The organism is Hwangdonia seohaensis (genome assembly GCF_031932625.1).
In the GTDB taxonomy this organism is placed as follows: Bacteria; Bacteroidota; Bacteroidia; order Flavobacteriales; family Flavobacteriaceae; genus Hwangdonia; species Hwangdonia seohaensis.
In genome coordinates, this window is sequence record NZ_JAVSCK010000002.1 from 385,893 (window position 1) to 403,510 (window position 17,618).

At 36.0% G+C, this 17,618-nt stretch carries 15 protein-coding genes; 5 read left to right on the forward strand and 10 right to left on the reverse strand.

Annotated elements, in window-relative coordinates:
- Window position 1 precedes the first annotated feature (1 nt).
- The 4 genes from RNZ47_RS06920 to RNZ47_RS06935 all read right to left on the reverse strand — a co-directional run bounded on the left by RNZ47_RS06920 (window position 2) and on the right by RNZ47_RS06935 (window position 3,216).
- Window positions 2–865, reverse strand: coding sequence for a nucleoside phosphorylase (locus tag RNZ47_RS06920; RefSeq protein ID WP_311938129.1), 864 nt, complete (start codon window positions 863–865; stop codon window positions 2–4).
- Window positions 855–1,796 carry a DUF1835 domain-containing protein gene (locus tag RNZ47_RS06925; RefSeq protein ID WP_311938130.1) on the reverse strand — a complete coding sequence of 314 codons (942 nt, stop codon included), beginning with the start codon at window positions 1,794–1,796 and terminating at the stop codon, window positions 855–857. Before RNZ47_RS06925 ends, RNZ47_RS06920 begins: the two co-directional genes overlap by 11 nt.
- Before the next feature lie 3 nt (window positions 1,797–1,799).
- On the reverse strand, window positions 1,800–2,129 hold the full coding sequence (locus RNZ47_RS06930) for a translation initiation factor (protein WP_311938132.1): 330 nt from the start codon (window positions 2,127–2,129) through the stop codon (window positions 1,800–1,802).
- A gap of 136 nt (window positions 2,130–2,265) precedes the next feature.
- Entirely contained in the window at window positions 2,266–3,216 is a 951-nt protein-coding gene (locus RNZ47_RS06935) for an isopenicillin N synthase family dioxygenase (protein ID WP_311938134.1), read from the reverse strand.
- 134 nt (window positions 3,217–3,350) lie between these two features.
- Here RNZ47_RS06935 and RNZ47_RS06940 point away from each other — a divergent pair, with 134 nt between their 5' ends.
- Window positions 3,351–5,354 (forward strand): alpha-ketoacid dehydrogenase subunit alpha/beta, encoded by a 2,004-nt coding sequence (locus tag RNZ47_RS06940; protein WP_376717816.1) that lies wholly within the window; start codon window positions 3,351–3,353, stop codon window positions 5,352–5,354.
- Between the two features lie 208 nt (window positions 5,355–5,562).
- A complete protein-coding gene (locus RNZ47_RS06945) occupies window positions 5,563–6,435 on the forward strand; it encodes a sterol desaturase family protein (RefSeq protein ID WP_311938136.1) in 873 nt (290 codons plus the stop codon).
- 203 nt (window positions 6,436–6,638) lie between these two features.
- Here the strand turns inward: RNZ47_RS06945 and RNZ47_RS06950 are convergent, their stop codons facing one another.
- Window positions 6,639–8,072: a YfcC family protein gene (locus RNZ47_RS06950; protein ID WP_311938138.1), complete on the reverse strand. Its 1,434-nt coding sequence runs from the start codon at window positions 8,070–8,072 to the stop codon at window positions 6,639–6,641.
- A gap of 81 nt (window positions 8,073–8,153) precedes the next feature.
- Entirely contained in the window at window positions 8,154–9,458 is a 1,305-nt protein-coding gene (locus RNZ47_RS06955) for a dipeptidase (protein WP_311938140.1), read from the reverse strand.
- Between the two features lie 96 nt (window positions 9,459–9,554).
- Here RNZ47_RS06955 and RNZ47_RS06960 point away from each other — a divergent pair, with 96 nt between their 5' ends.
- A complete protein-coding gene (locus tag RNZ47_RS06960; RefSeq protein ID WP_311938142.1) occupies window positions 9,555–9,968 on the forward strand; it encodes a 3D domain-containing protein in 414 nt (137 codons plus the stop codon).
- Between the two features lie 3 nt (window positions 9,969–9,971).
- On the opposite strand, the gene RNZ47_RS06965 is transcribed toward RNZ47_RS06960, so the two are convergent.
- Both RNZ47_RS06965 and RNZ47_RS06970 read right to left on the reverse strand, forming a co-directional pair.
- Window positions 9,972–10,523 (reverse strand): ExbD/TolR family protein, encoded by a 552-nt coding sequence (locus RNZ47_RS06965; RefSeq protein ID WP_311938144.1) that lies wholly within the window; start codon window positions 10,521–10,523, stop codon window positions 9,972–9,974.
- A gap of 137 nt (window positions 10,524–10,660) precedes the next feature.
- On the reverse strand, window positions 10,661–10,795 hold the full coding sequence (locus tag RNZ47_RS06970) for a hypothetical protein (RefSeq protein WP_311938145.1): 135 nt from the start codon (window positions 10,793–10,795) through the stop codon (window positions 10,661–10,663).
- A 640-nt stretch (window positions 10,796–11,435) separates the two neighbouring features.
- Here RNZ47_RS06970 and RNZ47_RS06975 point away from each other — a divergent pair.
- Window positions 11,436–12,104 (forward strand): hypothetical protein, encoded by a 669-nt coding sequence (locus RNZ47_RS06975; protein WP_311938147.1) that lies wholly within the window; start codon window positions 11,436–11,438, stop codon window positions 12,102–12,104.
- Window position 12,105: 1 nt separating this feature from the next.
- Here the strand turns inward: RNZ47_RS06975 and mgrA are convergent, their stop codons facing one another.
- Both mgrA and RNZ47_RS06985 read right to left on the reverse strand, forming a co-directional pair.
- Window positions 12,106–13,119: an L-glyceraldehyde 3-phosphate reductase gene (gene mgrA / locus RNZ47_RS06980; RefSeq protein WP_311938149.1), complete on the reverse strand. Its 1,014-nt coding sequence runs from the start codon at window positions 13,117–13,119 to the stop codon at window positions 12,106–12,108.
- 142 nt (window positions 13,120–13,261) lie between these two features.
- Window positions 13,262–15,568, reverse strand: coding sequence for a S9 family peptidase (locus RNZ47_RS06985; protein ID WP_311938152.1), 2,307 nt, complete (start codon window positions 15,566–15,568; stop codon window positions 13,262–13,264).
- 245 nt (window positions 15,569–15,813) lie between these two features.
- Here RNZ47_RS06985 and RNZ47_RS06990 point away from each other — a divergent pair, with 245 nt between their 5' ends.
- A complete protein-coding gene (locus RNZ47_RS06990) occupies window positions 15,814–17,370 on the forward strand; it encodes a DEAD/DEAH box helicase (RefSeq protein WP_311938154.1) in 1,557 nt (518 codons plus the stop codon).
- Window positions 17,371–17,618: the final 248 nt, after the last annotated feature.

A 17,618-nucleotide genomic window follows, 5' to 3' on the forward strand; every position in this document is an offset into this window, starting at 1 on the left:
TTTATATTCTTTCTAAGGTGTAAATAATCAGGTCTTCTACCACTTTTCTAGGGTTTTCGCTAAACGTTCCGTTGGCTCTATTGGCAATTATTGCGTTTAATGATAGGGCACGATGGCCCAATAATTTAGATAATCCGTAAATCGCCGATGTTTCCATCTCTAAATTTGTAATGCAAATACCTTCAAAATTAAACGCATCCATTTTTTTGTTCAAACTGGCATCTTGTAAAGGCAAACGCAAAACACGCCCTTGAGGGCCATAAAATCCGCCTGCAGTGGCCGTTACACCAGAATATGTTTTTTCACTTGTAAAGCGTTTTTCCAATACCTCGCTATTTTTCACTACAATGGGGCGAGCATTTAAAGGGGACCAATTGGTTTGTTGTATAAAAGCGTCTTCTATTTCCGAATCGCAAATCGGTTGAATCTGATAGGCGTGAAGCATTCCGTTTAAATCCAGCCCATGAGAGCTTAAAACAAACGAATCTACGGGAATGTTGCTTTGCAGCGAGCCCGATGTACCAACCCTAATAATATCCAGACTGGTTAGTTTTTCTTTTGGTTTTCTGGTTTTTAAATCGATATTAACCAGCGCATCCAATTCGTTTAAAACTATATCGATGTTATCGGGCCCAATGCCCGTAGAAATCACCGTTATACGTTTGCCTTTATAAGTTCCGGTATGGGTTTTAAATTCTCGTTTTTGGGTTTTAAATTCAATATGGTCAAAATGCTTGGAAACTTTTTCAACACGATCTTGGTCGCCAACAAATATGACGGTATTTGAAATATTTTCGGGTTTTAAATTAAGATGATAAATACTGCCATCTGGATTTAAAATGAGTTCGGAGTTTTTAATGCTCATTTACAATTGTTTTTACTAATTTATTCAGCGTTTTGTTGAATTGAAAATCGAATTTATTCACACCACCAAAAACCATTTCATTATTTAATTCAGCTGAAAAATTATGAGTGCCTAAAAGCGCTTCATGCCCTTTGCGATTGAGTACGATATGATCATTTTCAACGGTGAAAAAGATATTTAATTTATCTATTAGTCTGTCCAATTGAAGGTCGCCATACCCGTAATACCCTTGATAATTAAGGGCGTAACCCAACAAATGGTGTTTCGATTTTATTTGGTTATCCTTTACAATACTCAATATGTTTTGCTCTAAGATATTTAACCCACTTTTATGGTCTGGAAATCGTTTTAAATGTGCCTTTAAGCAATTGCTTAAATATTTAAAGGTGGAGCTTTTTACAATATAGGGTTTAAATAAATTATGGTCTTTGCCACAATATATGCCCCAAAGGGTAGTAGCTAATTGAAGGTCTTCGGGTTTTAATTCTACTTTGGCTTTATAGTGTTTTAAAAGCTGTTCTGTAGAAAGTTCAGCTAAACCCTTCAGGTTCTTTTCTCCACTAATTCGGCCACTGCTAACGAGATAAATAGGGTTGTTTATCTTTTTTTGCTGAAGCAGATTAATAACCGCCAACATGTTGATGTGGCAAAATAAATCGTATTCAAACCAAAGAATAATTTCTGAATACTTTGTTGTATCCTCTAGTTTATTCAATTCTGCTTTTAACTCAGACACATCTAAATCTATGTCGTAAAAGTCTTTTAAAAAGGTAGATCTTAAATTAAAAAAATGGGCGCTATCCACAGTAGTTTCCGTTGGGCCTTCACATAGCATTTCTTGCCATGTAAGTTTGTCGCCAACAATATCAAGTTCGTTTAAATAGTTTGTTAAACTATCTCCATTTGTAATATGCAAGGGTTGATTAGCCATAAATTATCCTCCAACACGTTTTACATTAAAGCCTTTGTCTTTTAGCATTTGCATGATTTTATCCCGGTAATCGCCTTGAATGATGATTTTATCGTCCTTAAAACTACCGCCAACACTTAGTGCTTTTTTTATGTCTTTTGCAAGTGCTTTAAAATCTTCGGTAGCTCCAGTGTAGCCTTCTAAAATGGTTATGGGTTTGCCTTTTCGTTTTTCGTATTTGCAAATAATAGGATCGTCTTGCATCCACAAATCGTTAGTTTCTTCGGATTCGTTTGGGCTATCTTCAGAAACATGTTCTGGAAATAAATTTTTTAATTGATCTTGTAAATCCATATTAGCCCCTCTTAATCTCCCCACAGGGGAGAAACTCAAATTGGGTATTTGAGTTTTTTGTTTTATTTGTTAGATAATTATTCTATTTTCTTTATAATTTATTCCTTCCCTTTGGGAAGGTTAGGATGGGCTTTTTTTACTTTTTTATCAGTCCAAGTTCAATTAAACGTTCATTTAAAAACTCTCCAGCCGTAATATCATCAAAAGCCTTAGGGTTTTCGTCATCAATACAGCCTTCTAAAACATTCAGTTTCATTTCACTAATAGGATGCATGAAAAACGGAATGGAGTAGCGGGAAGTGCCCCAAAGTTCCTTAGGTGGATTAATAACGCGATGTATCGTGGATTTCAATTTATTATTGGTGTGTCTCGAAAGCATATCGCCCACATTAATCATGAGTTCATCGGGTTCTGCGATGGCATCAATCCATTCGCCTTTATGGTTTTGCACTTGCAATCCACGACCTTGCGCACCCATTAAAAGCGTTATTAAATTGATATCGCCGTGCGCCGCTGCACGAACTGCTTCTTTGGGCTCTTCGGTAATTGGTGGATAATGTATGGGTCTTAAAATAGAGTTTCCGTTGTGGATGTAGTTATCAAAATAAGTTTCCTCTAAATCTAAGTGCAAGGCCAAAGCACGCAACACGTATTTAGCGGTTTTTTCAAGCATGTTATACGCCTCTTTTCCAACGGTATTAAAGTTTGGCAATTCCTCAACGGTTACATTTTCAGGGTATTCCGCTTTTAATTTTGGGTTGTCCTCAACGTATTGTCCAAAGTGCCAAAACTCCTTTAAATCGCCTTCTTTTTTGCCTTTTGCGCTTTCTTTTCCAAACGATACATAACCACGTTGTCCTCCAATCCCAGGTATTTCGTATTTCTGTTTCGTTTCCGTTGGCAAACTAAAAAAACGTTTTACTTCAGCGTATAAATCGTCGACTAGTTTATCATCTAAAAAATGCCCTTTTAATGCTACAAACCCAATCTCTTCGTAAGCTTTTCCAATAGCATCTACAAAATTTTGTTTTCTAACAGGGTCTTCAGAAATAAAGTCATTTAAATTAACACTTGGTATGATATTCATAAGAATAATTTTTTATTGTATGTATTACAAATGTACAAAAACATTGTAAATTTTTTCAGCTATAATTTAAGGTAACTTTTCTGTTGGTATATTCAATTTATGCTATATTTGATAAAATTTGAAACATCAGTTTTATGAGTGAAACCAAGTCTTTATTTAACATGGATTACCATATTAAAGACCTCGATAAAAAAGAGTTAATTCAACTCTATACCAACATGCTCAAACCCAGAATGATTGAAGAAAAAATGCTTATCCTGCTCCGTCAAGGTAAAGTAAGCAAGTGGTTTTCGGGTATTGGGCAGGAAGCGATTTCGGTTGGTGTAACCATGGCCATGCACAAAAACGAGTACATTTTGCCCATGCACAGAAACCTTGGCGTATTTACTGCTAGAGACATCCCTTTGCACCGATTATTTGCGCAGTGGCAAGGCAAGGCATCGGGGTTTACAAAAGGGCGAGACCGCTCGTTTCACTTCGGAACCCAAGCGTATAAAATTGTTGGGATGATTTCGCATTTAGGCCCGCAATTGGGTGTTGCCGACGGTATTGCGTTAGCCAGTAATTTGAAAAACAAAAGTGAAGTTACAGCTGTTTTTACAGGTGAAGGCGGTACCAGCGAAGGTGATTTCCATGAGGCGCTAAATGTGGCTTCGGTTTGGAATCTTCCGGTATTGTTTTGTGTTGAAAACAATGGCTACGGCTTATCGACACCTACCAGAGAGCAGTATAATTGTAAAGATATCGCTGATAGAGCTGCGGGTTACGGCATGGAATCGCATATTATTGATGGCAATAATATTATTGAAGTTTACACCAAAGTTAGGGACATTGCCGAAAGTATTAGAAAAACACCCAGACCCGTTTTAATTGAATTTAAAACCTTTAGAATGCGCGGTCACGAAGAGGCGAGTGGCACAAAATATGTACCGCAGGACCTTATGGATGCTTGGGCTAAAAAAGATCCGGTGGTTAATTTCCAATCATTTTTAAAAGGAGAAGGATTGTTAAATGAAGTTGAAGAAGTGTCAATAAAAGAAGGTATATTAAAAGAAATTAATGAGAATTTAGATATCGCTTTTAATGAAATTGATATTATTCCAGATGAAACCAATGAGTTAAATGATGTGTATCAAGATTTTGAATATGAGGAATTTACTCCAAACAATAACACCAAAGAAGTTCGTTTGATAGATGCCATTTCGGATGGGTTGAAACAAAGCATGCAACAACATGACGATTTGGTAATTATGGGACAGGATATTGCCGAATATGGTGGCGTTTTTAAAATTACCGAGGGTTTTGTTGAAGCCTTCGGAAAAGACAGAGTACGCAATACACCAATCTGCGAATCGGCCATTGTTGAAGCTGCCATGGGGCTTTCTATTGCCGGAATTAAAAGTGTGGTGGAAATGCAATTTGCAGATTTTGTGACTTCTGGGTTCAATCCTGTGGTTAATTATTTGGCAAAATCGTATTACCGTTGGAATCAAAATGCCGATGTGGTAATACGCATGCCTTGTGGCGGTGGTGTTGCGGCAGGACCGTTTCATTCGCAAACAAACGAAGCATGGTTTACCAAAACCCCTGGTTTAAAAGTGGTATACCCCGCATTTCCGTATGATGCCAAAGGTTTGTTGGCAACCGCCATAAACGATCCAAATCCGGTGTTGTTTTTCGAGCATAAAGGTTTGTACAGAAGCATCCGTCAAGAGGTTCCGGTAGATTATTACACCTTGCCTTTTGGAAAAGCTTCAGTTTTAAAAGAAGGTAAAGATGTTACCATTATTGCTTATGGCGCTGCGGTGCATTGGGCGTTGGAAACTTTAGATGCCAATCCATCCATCCACGCTGATTTAATAGATTTAAGAACCCTTCAGCCCTTAGACACCGAAACAATTTACGCTTCTGTTAAAAAAACAAGTAGAGCCATTGTTTTGCAAGAAGATTCCTTGTTTGGTGGTATGGCAAGCGATATTTCCGCACTTATTATGGAACATTGTTTTGAGTATTTGGATGCCCCCGTAAAACGCGTGGCAAGTATGGAAACACCTATTCCTTTTGCCAGTCAATTAGAAGACCAATACCTCGCTAAAGGTAAGTTTGAAGCTGCTTTAAAAGATCTTTTGGCGTATTAAATTTGATGTGTGGTGAAATGGGTTGAAATAAAAAGTTCCATAAAAAATTATTATTCGTCATTGCGAATCATTTTTTTGGATGATGTGGCAATCTGTTTATTGATAACTTATATAAAAATTGAAACTAAAAATTAAAAGATTATCACGCTGCATTTTATTACGCTCATAATTACGTAAATATTAGTGTATTTGTGGTAAAATAAAATTTATGAATTACGTTGAAGCTTTCATAACAGCATTTTTCAATACCTTAAATTGGACATGGGATTCCATTACCTTTAACGTGCCTTGGTACACCAATTATTTTTGGGGTTTAATCGTTATTTCGCTTGTTGTTTGGGGCTTGGAAATTGTATTTCCATGGCGAAAAAACCAATCTATTTTTAGAAAGGATTTTTGGCTCGATGCCTTTTATATGTTTTTTAATTTCTTCATTTTTGCGATAGTTATCAGTGGTGTTTACAAGTGTTTGGAGGTCTTGTTTTTAGAGTTTAATATTACCGTGAAATCTTTGGCGGTTGTTGATATAGCAGCCATTCCCATGTGGAGTCAACTCTTGATTTTCTTTGTGTTCCAAGATTTTGTGCAATGGTTTACACATGTTTTATTGCATCGTTATAATGTGTTGTGGAAGTTCCATAAGGTGCACCACTCTGTAAAGGAAATGGGTTTTGCGGCACATTTGCGTTACCATTGGATGGAAAATATTTTTTATAAACCCTTAAAGGTTTTGGTTGTGATGCTTTTAGGTGGTTTCGAGCCCGAGCAAGCCTTTATTGTTCATTTTGTTGCCATTACCATTGGTCACTTAAACCACTCCAATATAAAGCTGACTTACGGCCCATTAAAGTATGTTTTTAACAATCCGGTGATGCATTTGTACCATCATGCGTACAGTTTGCCCAAAGGCCGGAATTACGGTGTTAACTTTGGGATTAGCCTAAGTTTGTGGGATTATATTTTTAAAACCAATTATGTGCCTGAAAAAAGTGGCACCATCGAATTGGGTTATTCAGATGATGAAAGGATGCCCAAAAGCTTTTTTAAGCAACTTTTTTATGGGTTTAAAAAGGGGGATTAGTTATAAATCAACCTCAAAACAATCAATCTAATTGGTTTCTTATTCCTTTATACATTTCTTTTGGCGGGAAGGTTTCAACATAAAATAGAATTGCAATGTATTTCTTAAGTTTATAAATAAATATGAAGTTTATAGACTTATTTGAGGTTAGTAATTCTTTGTATTAGGTTGTTGTAAAATATATATTAGAAACCCTCTAACTTTTAATAACCGATAACAATTGCTATGGCTATAAATGCTAATGCGAAAATCATACTAATTATGAATAAAGGCAAAATTAGCTTGAACCATTTTTCATAAGAAACCTTGGCTAATCCCAGCATAGCCATTAACACGCCGTTTGTTGGAATAATAAGATTTGAAAGTCCGTCACCTAATAAATACGCGAGTACGGCTGTTTGTCTTGATATGCCTAATATATCTGACATTGGTGTCATCAAGGGCATAGATACTAAGGCTTGACCAGACGCAGATGGAATAAAAAAGTTCATTCCTGATTGAAAAAACAACATGCCTTCAGCAGCAGCAATTTTTGGCATGGACAAGAGTACTTCGCTAGCGTTATAGAGTAAAGTATCAATAATCATCCCTTCTTGAAGTACAACAGATATACCACGAGCTACTCCAACTACCAATGCGGGAACAATCATAATCTGCAAGCCCTTTGTGAATGCTGCCATAGACTCATCACCCGACATGCCTGCAACTTTTGACACTACAATTAATATCCCAATAAAACAGGCACTCATTTCAACAAGTCCCCATCCAATAGTTTGCACAGCAATAAGAATAGCTGCATACGACACAGTAAAAAAGAGAAGAATATAAATATGTTTCCTTTCAAATTTTTCTTCCTTAAACGATCCAAATTCATCCAGGTTAAATTGGTCATTTTTCATCAAACTAAGTGAAGGTTTTTTCTTTATTTTATCTCCATATCGAGAAATGAAATAAAAACCAATTACTGCATAAACTACAAACAGTATTAGTCTAAATCCTATACCAGATCCAATAGGAAGCTCCGCAATAATTTGGGCAATTTGCACATTAAATGGATTTGTTACACCACAACTCCAGCCCAAATAAATTGGCACGCTTAACAAAGCAAAACCAAATAGGCGATCGTAACCTAAACGCTTGGATAAAACCAGAAAAACAGGAACTAAAGCAATGGTTTCTGCTGCTATTCCCATAAATGATGCACCCGAAAAGATTGTCATGTAAACTAAAAAAAGAAGCAGCTTAGGTCTGTTTTTAAACCTAGCAATCAATGCAAAGAGAAATGCATTTATGGTGCCTGTTTGCTGAATTAATGAGAAAAGCGCTCCGATAATGAAAACATAAAACACAAGTATGGCTGAGTCTCCTAAGCCTTTTGGTATGGCACTAAAAACACCTAGGACAGAAACTGGCGAGGATTTACCTTCAATGTTTTCACCAATTAGTGCCGCTTTTAATGTATAGTTCTTGGGAATTTCTTTATAACTATTTGGTACAACAACAGTTTGCGTTATACTACCATAGTCTTTAGTTGTTCGTTCGAAACTTCCACTAGGTATTACGTAAGATAGTAAAGAGCAAATAATTATAATCCAAAAAAGAAATATAAAAACATGAGGGATTTTGATTTTTATCATTGGTTATTGGTTGGTCATAATGAAGCACAACTATGCTTATATTTTATATTTCATCTGAAAAAAAGAAAAGATAAATCAAATTCATTTAGTATTAAGCGTTTTCGCAACAGCTTCAACTTCATCTAAAACACGCAGTAAATTACCGCTCCAAAGCATTTCGATTTCATCTTCGGTATAGCCACGTTTTACCAATTCCAAAGTTACATTAAAGGTTTCTGAAGCATCGCTCCAGCCTTCAATACCACCGCCGCCATCAAAATCGCTGCTGATGCCTACGTGCTTTATACCTATCTTTTTTACCAAATAATCAATATGGTTTACAAAATCTTCCATACTTACATCTTTAGGAAAATCTTTTGTTTTTGATACTTTTTCATTTACAATTTCCGGAATGGCATTCCAATCCGGATTAGCTTTTAATGCCTCTTGGGTTTCTTTGTCAAGGCTTCTAAATTCCCATCGGCCATACCATTTAAGGCCTAATGAATCTGCCACTTGATGCCTTAATTTGTTTAATGCGGCTTGTCGTGCTTCATTTTTTTCGGTATTCAAATACGCCTTAAACGCCACGGTTTGTACAACACCACCGTTTGCCTTCATCCATTCCAATTGTTCGTCATCCAAATTTCGGCTGTGATTGCATAAGGCCCTGGCCGATGAATGCGATGCTATTATGGGCGCTTTGGTAAGTTCAATCATATCTTGCATGGCTTTTTTTGATGGGTGCGACACATCAATCATCATTCCCAAACGGTTCATTTCCTTAATCACTTCCTTCCCCAAATCGCTCAATCCGTTGTGCAACCAAACACCATCTTCTTCACCTGTATTGCTATCGCACAATTGGCTATGACCGTTATGCGATAACGACATGTAACGCGCACCGAGGTTGTAAAATTTTTCAACATTTTTAATGTCCAATCCAACAGGGTAGCCGTTTTCAATACCAATCATAGCCACTTTTTTGCCCGATTTGTGGATGCGTCGCACATCATCGGAAGTTGTTGCCAAGGCAATATCATTTGGTGCAATATCATCAACTAATTTATGAATCGCATTAAATTTAGACATGGCATTTTCATAGGCTTTTTTATAACCTTCGTCGGTTAAGGAATCTTGACCCGTGTAAACAATAAACCAAGCCACATCCAATCCGCCTGCTTTCATTTTGGGCAAATTGACTTGCGATTCTAAATTTTGGGTGTAGTTAATGGAGTCTGTAAAATTCTTCACATTAATATCACAATGGGTATCTAAAGTGATAACACGCTCGTGTATCGCTTTGGCGCGCTCCATTAAAGTGAGCGTGTCGTCGGTTTTTTTGGAGTTGTTTTTACAGGCCATAAGCATAAATAATGCGCAGAATAATAAATTAGTGATTTTCATTTTTTTGTCATCAGTTTTTAAAAAGTGAAAGTACAAAAACTAATACACTTTTATAAATAGCTTATAATCAGTATATTTAATAAAATATTCGATATTATGTTATATAGAATTTTTATTCCTATTGTGTTTTGTGCATTGCTGTTTAGCTGTGAAAAAGAAGTAAAGGTTAAGGAAATTTATGATTGGAAAACCATGCAAGTTACGGCAACCGCTTATAATTCGTTGGCGTACCAAACCAACTCCAATCCGAAAATAACGGCGTTTGGCGATAGCCTAAAACCAGGGTTAAAATATATTGCGGTGTCGAGAGATCTTTTAAAAATGGGGTTGAAACACAATACACCTGTGAAAATTAAAGGGTTTGAAGGTGTGTATTTGGTTAAGGATAAAATGAATAAGCGCTGGATAAACCGTATTGATATTTATATGGGTGTTGATGTGAAAGCCGCAAGAAACTGGGGCAAAAAAAAGATTTCTATTACTTACGGCGTTCCTAAAAAAACAGAGTAGCTCTTATTTTGTAATGGCTTCCGATAAAATAAACGGATAGGCATCTTTAACTTTTTTCATATCTGTTTTCGATAAATCGGCTACATCCTTTTTAAGTATGTTTTGGCTGTATGTTTGTCGTAATTCGTAATACGCTTTGGTTAATTCGTCTTGTACCGCAATAAAGTGTTCATAGCTGGTTTGCTTGCCTGTTTGTAAAGAAACGACGGCCTTTTTGGGGTTGTCTGATGCGTTTTCAGATTTTGCCCCGTTGCAATAATTACAGCTTTCATCGCCGTTGTTATCGATAAACTTTTTTGTGGCTTCTTTTAAATCCTTTAATGCAATCACCTCATTATCCAGCATGATTTCATTGTTGTTATTAATCATAATGCGCAAAATGTTGCGTTCGTTAATCGGAATATTGGTGGGTATTTCACTGTATTTTGGCAACATTCTATTAATGCCATGATCTTTTGGAATGGTTGCGGTAACTAAAAAGAAAATAAGTAATAAAAATGCAATGTCTGCCATAGACCCTGCATTGACTTCGGGAATTAATTTAGAGTGTCTCATGTTTGTGGATTTATTGTTAATTGAAAAAGAATTCCTCGAGCTTGTGCCTCGTGGTTTCCGTTGAAAATTGTCATTCCCGAGAATACGGGAATCCAACTAAAGTTCACAAAAACAATACCACTTTTCAGAGATGGCGTTTAGTGCGCATACCGCTTAGTGCCTTTCCAGATAACACCATTTGAGTTGGTGAAACTTAAAACACGTCTGCTGGTCAATAAATTTTCTTTAGTGATTGACCCCAAATGTTTTGATATTTTGATAGCTGTTCGCATGATTATTTAAATATTGATTGATGATGATGAATTTTAATTAAAGACGTTACACTATCTGTAACGTCTTTTGGTGTTCCATTGGTTGCTCTTTGTGCGGTTTAAAGTGCCGCTTAATTGATTGTTGTTTAGAGTTCTCATGATTTTTTGATTTTAATTTGATTAATGAATGTTTTACCGTTCAAATATTTTTAAAATAGTGTTGATTAGTTGTTTAAATACCCGAACGGTTGTTTAATGATACTAGGTGGCTTATTATCTAAAGCGTCTTTTAGTATTCCATTGGTTGCTCTTTGTGCGGTTTAAAGTGCCGCTTAATTGATTGTTGTTTAAAGTTCTCATGATTTTTGTTTTTTAATTGATTTATACTAAGTAGACGACAAGAATTAAGTTTTGTTACAGTACTATGCATAACATACTAATAAATTAACATATTTTAACTATTTAAGTAGGGTAGTAGCTAAGTCTGTTAGGGATTTTTAGACGTATTGCTATGTTTAGGAATGGTTTTTGCTTAAATAAATGCTAAATTACATTGGTAATAAGTAGAATTACAGATAAAAATAATAGCTTTGAAAGCCCATAAAATACATACCGATAATAATTGTAGTGTTGAACAACAATTTGTTATATTTTTTAAATAATGAAAACCTATTTTTATTTTTTAATATTATGTTTTTTTGCTTTAACCGCAAACGCTCAAATAGATAGTAAAAATAAATCTACATCTATTCCTGCCGTTGAAAGTAAAAAAGATTCTGCCGATGCTAAGTCGTTGTTACCTTCAAAACCTATTGAAAATAATGCGATAAATGGGATGTCTGTCCCCAAAAGCAATACGTCTTTAAGTTTTCCTAAAAAGGAATTTTCCATGTTTGGTGAAAAATTTGGAAACCCAGGTGAGTTGTATGAAGACAGATTCAATAAAAAATCAAAAGACCTGAAAACAGAAATGGGTTTGGGGGCCAAAGGCAGTACAACCGACCAGTATTTTGGGGATTTTAAAACCAAATCAAAATTTGTTAGGGTGATTTATCGGGATTTTGGTTTACAAGATGGCGATTATATTCGCGTATTGGTAAATGATGAAATTTTAGAATACCGCGTACTTTTAACAAATGCTACCAAAGGGTTTAGATTGGACTTAAAAGAAGGTTTTAATAAAATAGATTTTCTCGCTTTAAATGAAGGTTACTCCATGCCCAATACAGCCGAATTCCATGTTATTGATGATAAGGGTAATATTATTGCGGGAAATCAATGGAATCTTTCTACGGGAGTAAAAGCAACTATTATTGTGGTTAAAGAATGATTTAAGAAACAATCTCATCAATCAATTTCAATTCATCTTCAGAAAAATCCAAACAATCTAAAGCTTTTACATTTTCTTTCAATTGGTTAGAAGAACTAGCGCCCACTAATACAGATGTTACTTGTTTCTGTCTTAAAATCCAAGCAATGGCCATTTGCGATAGTTTTTGTCCGCGTTCTTGTGCCACAGTATTTAGGCCTTGTATTTTTTCAATATTAGATTGAACCGTTTCTGCGTTCAAAAAAATCGAATCGTTTCCTGCTCTGGAATTTTTAGGAATCCCCTTTAAATATTTGTCGGTAAGCATTCCTTGGGCTAAAGGTGAGAACGCAATACAGCCCACGCCATTGTTTTCTAAAGTATCTAAAAGTCCATCTTCAACCCAACGATCGAACATAGAATATCTGGCTTGATGCAAAATAAAAGGCACATTCAAATCCTTTAGTATTTTGGCAGCCTTTTGAGTGTCTTCTGGACCATAATTCGAAATACCAACGTATAGCGCTTTTCCTTGACGAACAATATCTGCCAAAGCACCCATGGATTCCTCTAGAGGTGTATCCGGGTCTGGTCTGTGATGATAAAAAATATCAACATGATCTAAGCCCATTCGTTTTAAACTTTGGTCTAAACTGGATATTAAATATTTTCTGGAACCAAAATCCCCATAAGGTCCAGGCCACATATTATAGCCTGCCTTTGTGGCTATAAACAACTCATCTCTATAAGGTTTAAAATCTTGTTTAAATATAGTTCCAAAGTTTTCTTCGGCAGAACCCGGAGGAGGCCCATAATTGTTTGCGAAATCCAAATGCGTTATCCCTAAATCGAAAGCTGTTCTTAAAATTTCCTTTCCATTTTTAATATCGTCAACAAAGCCAAAATTATGCCACAACCCCAATGAAATAGCAGGAAGCAGTACACCGCTTTTTCCGGTTCTATTGTATGTCATGGTGTCGTATCGTTGTGTATCGGCTTGGTATGATGCTGTTTTGGTTTTGTCGTTTGTCTGCATGTTTTCAATTTAATAAAGGCGTATAAAAATAGGAATTAGTTTTCAGTAATAGCGGATTCTTATTCAATTTTAATACCGTGTAAAAACAAAAAGACCTCTTAAATTTTTAAGAGGTCTTTATAAATATAATTAAATGAATAATTTAATCTTTTAAAGGCTGCTTAACATCCTGTTTTAAATGTTTTGCATAAAAGCCCATCATCGCTTTGTAAAGGGCGATTGAGTTTTCTTCTTTTGCAAATCCGTGGCCTTCATCATACTTTACCATATAAGGCACATCAACACCTTTGGCGCGTAAAGCTTCAACAATTTGATCGGATTCATCGATATTAACCCTAGGGTCGTTTGCTCCTTGAACCACAAAAAGAGGTTTCTTTATTTTATCAATATGAAAAACAGGGGATACTTCATCCATAATGGCTTTTTCCTCCGGAACATCTAAATCATACCAAATCTCTTTGATGATTTTTAGGTAAGGTTTCCAATAAGCCGGCATACTTTCCATAAAGGTAAATAAGTTTGATACCCCAACATAATCAACACCACAGGCGTATAAATCTGGGGTTTTGGTTAGGCCACGTAAAACAGCATAACCGCCGTGGCTACCACCGTAAATAGCGGCATTATCTTTATCAACCCAACCTTTGTCGATAACATATTGCAAACCATCTTCAACATCGTCCATGGCTTTTCTACCGATTTGTTTAAAACCGGATTCTAAAAATTCTCGTCCGTAGCCACCGGAAATTCTAAAGTTTACTTGTAGCGTAGCATAACCGCGACTTGCAAAAAGTTGCGCTTCTGGATTAAAACCCCAAGAATCCCTAATCCCTTGTGGACCACCGTGTGGATTTACAATTACAGGCACTTTCTCTCCGTTTAAAGCCGCTTGTGGCAAGGTGATATACCCATGAATGGTTTTACCGTCTCTACTTTTAAACGTAATGGGACGCATTTCTGCCATATCGTTTTCAATAAGATTTGGCATTAAATTATAAAGCAATTTAAATTCGTCTTTTTTAGGATCGTAAGAGTAATAGGTGCCGTATAATTTATCGCTTTGTATAAAGATTAAATACTTGCTTTCGTCATCCGTTACATCAGGAATAGAATAATTATATCCCGGGAATTTAGTGGTGATTCTTTGATGTAATTTTTTAAAATAATCACTTACCGGAACGATGTTTCTTTTTTCGCCTTCATAAGAGAAATAATCCAATTCGTAACCTCTATGTCTTGATAATCCTAAACTGGATACATCGTATTTATCATTCGAAAATAATTTTTTAATCACCTTATCTTCTTTCAAATCGTATAAATAGATTTGGGTTTTATCGCTATCTAAATTTGAGATTACATAGGCTTCATGCGGATTGTCAGACGCATAGTTGAAGCTTATTATTGAAAAGGTATCTTTCCAGCTTAATTGTTTTTTAACTTCGTAGTTATCGCCATCGGTAGCGTAGTACAAATCGATGTTTACACCATCGCGAAGTTTTGAAAAGCCACGTAAATTACCATCTTTATCGAACTCGTAACCATTAATGGGGTTGGCAGCGTCTTCGTTTTTATAAAGTTGCTTAAGCTCGCCCGTTACAATGTTTATTTTATAAGGTTCGAATATTTGAGGATTGTTTTGATTCATAGAAATAATCATATGATCTTTATCTTCCTTTAAACCATTAAGAATGTTCACTTTTACACCATCAAAAGGCGTGAGTTCTTTTTGGTTTTTTTCATCTACATCTACGGCAAATAAGTGGTAATCTTCGTTACCGCCTTTGTCCATAACATAAATTAATCTCGAATCGTTTGCCCAACCAAAACCTCTAATAAGTTCTTCTTTTTCTTCAATAACCCGAGTAACCTCTTCGGTTTCAAGATGTTTTACGTAAACATGGTTTTTTTTGTTTTCATCTTTTTCGCGGTAAGACAAATAGGTGCCGTTTGGTGAAAAACTAAACGACCTCGCTTTGGGTCTTGCAAAATAATCCTCAACCGAATATTTGTAATTCGTGGGATCCCAATTGGCTAATTTTTCCAAATCGGCATCCGAAGTTGGTAAAGCCGTATTACCCGGCAATGTTTTAACGGTTTTGTTAAGTGTTAATGGCATTTCGTTTGGTCCTTGATAAAATGTTCCTGTTAATGTATTGTCTGCAAAAGTACCAACATATTTTATACCAGCCTGATTAAATTTGATTGTTAACGTATCATTGGCAAAAGTGGTTACATCCATAGGGATGCCCGTGGCGCCTTGCGATGGGCTATCCATGGTTGAAGTGTATGCGTCGCCTTCCATGGCTACGTTAAATACTAATGGGATTTCGGTGCCTTGTACAGCTAATTTTCCTTCCCAAGCACCTACAATGTCTTGAGCGTTTACCTGTGTTACCATTCCTAAAAATAAGAATAGAGCGCCGCTGAATTTTAAAACTGTTGTTTTCATATAAATGGTTTAAGATTAAAAGATTCGTTTATTAACGATCTGTTATAATACGTTGTTAGTTGGGCATTACCAGATTTTGTTACACATTAACTTAAAAAAAAGCTGAAAAATATTTATAACAATGCCATTTTCAACAAGATACAGGTTTTTAAGATGGTTAAAAAAAATCATTTTTAATTTTACCGGGAATCATGCAACAAAAACCCTTTAAAGGTGTTATTTTTGCACGTCTGAAAATCAAATATATGTCGAAAGTATCCACTGTAGAATTAGAAGAAAGAAAAGCTGGTAAAGACCTTTATAGTTATCAAAAGGGGGCCATTGATAAAATTTTTACTGCGTTTGAAGAATCTCCAGACGACTACCATTTGCTGTATCAGCTCCCAACTGGTGGTGGTAAAACGGTAATTTTTTCTGAAATAGTAAGGCAGTATTTAAAACACCACAAAAAAAAGGTGCTTGTTATGACGCACCGTATCGAGCTGTGCAAGCAAACCTCGAAAATGCTAACGGAATTTGCGGTACATAATAAGGTAATTGATAGTAAGGCGGATTTAAGCGACCAAGCAGAATACAGCTGTTTTGTGGCGATGGTTGAAACCTTAAATAACAGATTGAATGACGATAAACTGGATATATCGGACATTGGATTGGTGATTATTGATGAGGCGCATTACAACTCGTTTACAAAATTGTTCAAGTTTTTTAGCCAGTCGTTTATTTTGGGTGTAACGGCAACACCTTTAAGTTCGAGTATAGAATTACCAATGACCGATAATTACGATGAATTGATTGTTGGCGAAAGTATAGAATCCTTAATAGAAAATGGCTTTTTGGCACGTGCCAATATGTACTCGTACAATGTGGGTTTAACCTCGTTGGTGGTTGGTGCCAATGGCGATTATACTGTAAAATCTTCAGAAGATTTATATACAGATAACGACATGCTTACCAAATTGATTCAGGCTTACGAAGAACGCTCCAAAGGTAAAAAAACATTAATTTTCAATAACGGTATCAACACCTCGTTGCACGTTTACGACACCTTTAGACGAGCCGGTTACCCGATAGCACATTTAGATAATACCAATACCAAAAAAGAGCGTGCCTTAATTTTAAAATGGTTTAAAAAAACACCCGATGCGATTTTAACTTCGGTAAGTATTTTAACAACCGGCTTTGATGAACCCACCGTTGAAAGCATTATTTTAAACCGAGCCACAAAATCCTTAACGCTGTATTACCAAATGATTGGTCGTGGCTCGCGTGTTTTAAAGGATAAAAAGACTTTTGATGTTATTGATTTAGGAAATAACTTCCACCGTTTTGGCGCTTGGGGCGACGATTTGGATTGGCAAAAAATATTTAGATCGCCGTATTATTATCTCGATGCTTTATTGAGTGACGAGGAATTGGAAAGCAATTTCAGATATGAAATGCCCGATGAATTGCGCGCAGAATTTTCAAAATCGAAAGAAGTGTATTTCGATATTCAAAAAACCTATGTCGATTCTGTTAGAGCGGGCGAGTCCTCAAAAGTGGTTTTAGAGCGTTCCATCGAGCAGCATGCCAAAATATGTATAGAAAACAGCGAAGATGTTTACGATGCATTGGCTTTAGCCAAAATGCTGGGAGACGATATCGATTTTAGAATTGGCAGATACACCAAATGCATAAGTAAAAGCACTTTTAATTTTGTTGAATGGCTTAAGGGCGATTACAAGAAAAAGCTTAACTCTTATTTGCGGTCAAATTTTGATGAAGTTTTTGAGCAAATCCACGGGTATCCGCCAGAAGATTAATCGAAAAGAATTCCTCGAGGGCCTGTTTCGGGGTTTCCGTTGAAATTGTCATTCCCGAGGCATCGGGAATCTAAATAACAAATTTCTATTTTTGACCCTAAGACCAAAATGAAACGAGCGAAATACCTCTATGTTCCGATAGCTATCGGGACTGCCTCAAGGATAGTTCGTTTCAAGAAATTTTTTATTATAAGTCTTCGTTTATGTTCGTTATGATTAATAATTAATTTTAGTAAATTGTAAGCTTA